This window comes from Streptomyces sp. NPDC049577 (genome assembly GCF_040675635.1).
GTDB lineage: Bacteria > Actinomycetota > Actinomycetes > Streptomycetales > Streptomycetaceae > Streptomyces.
The window spans coordinates 1-1,239 of record NZ_JBFAPH010000642.1 but is presented as its reverse complement, the minus strand read 5'-3'; the positions used below and the strand labels follow the sequence as shown (position 1 = coordinate 1,239).

1 protein-coding gene and 2 pseudogenes are annotated in these 1,239 nt (G+C 71.7%); 2 read left to right on the top strand and 1 reads right to left on the bottom strand.

Annotated features, from left to right (window positions below; genetic code table 11):
- Positions 1 to 339, top strand: a pseudogene (locus AB0K09_RS33515) (SAM-dependent methyltransferase); the annotation flags it as partial.
- Positions 340 to 427: 88 nt separating this feature from the next.
- On the opposite strand, the gene AB0K09_RS33510 reads toward AB0K09_RS33515, so the two are convergent.
- Complete coding sequence (locus AB0K09_RS33510; protein ID WP_366069157.1) at positions 428 to 796, bottom strand: MerR family transcriptional regulator; 369 nt, start codon at positions 794 to 796, stop codon at positions 428 to 430.
- Positions 797 to 863: 67 nt separating this feature from the next.
- Here AB0K09_RS33510 and AB0K09_RS33505 point away from each other — a divergent pair.
- Positions 864 to 1,239 (top strand): annotated as a pseudogene (locus tag AB0K09_RS33505) (alkene reductase); the annotation flags it as partial.

The window sequence follows — 1,239 nt, the reverse complement described above, 5'->3', positions numbered from 1 at the left end:
TTCGACCTCTTCGCCGAGCACGCCCGCCAGCTCGCCTTCGGCGGCCGCTACGTCGTCATCACCGGCTGCTACAACGACGTCACCGGCGGCCGCTCCAAGGCCGTCAGCCGGATCGACGAGCACTACACCTGCAACATCCACCCCCGCAGCGCCTACTTCAAGGCCATGGCCGCCAACGGCCTCGTCCCCATGAACGTCGTCGACCTGACCGCGGCCACCATCCCGTACTGGGAACTGCGCGCCCAGTCCTCCCTGGCCACCGGCGTGGAAGACCCCTTCCTCACGGCCTACAAGGAAGGCAGCTTCCACTACCTCCTCATCGCCGCCGACCGCGTCTGACGCGCCCTGCCCGCACGGTGCTCCCTTCGGCCGGCCCCGGACGGGGCCGGCGCGCACCCGTGCCGCACACCCGGCCCGGAAGCGGCCGCTACGAGGCCGGAACGCCCGACGCCGTCTGGATGACCTCTTCCAGGACCTCCCGGGAGCGCAGCAGATCGGCGATGAGCCCGTCGATGCGCCGCCGCTCCTCGGTGAGGTCGGAGACCAGGCGTGCGGTGGCCCGTTCGGACGGGCCACCGTCCACGTCCCGCATGCACGGGAGCAACTGCGCGATCTTCGCGCTGTTCAGGCCCGCGGCGAACAAGGCCTGGACGCGGACGACCCGGTCGACCGCCCACTCGCCGTACTCGCGGTGACCGCCGGGCGTCCGGTCCGCGACCAGCAGGCCCTGCTTCTCGTAGTAGCGCAACGACCGCTCGCTCACGCCGGTCCGCGTGGCCAGTTCCCCGATCCGCACGCCGCCCCCTTCCCAGTCCCCGGCGGGACTTGAACCTGACACCGGTGTCAACTCCTACGGTACGGGCATGACGAACGCACCCACCACGCCCGGCCTCTTCGACCCCTTCCGCCTCGGTCCGCTGCACCTGCCCAACCGCCTCGTCATGGCGCCGCTGACGAGGAACAGGGCCGGCGCCGACGGCGTTCCGCAACCCCTCATGGCCACCTACTACGCGCAGCGTGCCTCCGCCGGCCTCATCATCGCCGAGGCCACCACGCCGAACGCCGTCGGGCAGACCTTCCCCAACATCCCCGCGCTCCACCGCCCGGAGCACGTGGCCGGATGGCGGCAGGTGACCGGCGCCGTCCACGCCGCGGGCGGAAGGATGTTCGTCCAGTTGCAGCACGGTGGCCGGGTCGGCCACCCGGACAACAGCGGACTGACACCCGTCGCCCCCTCGC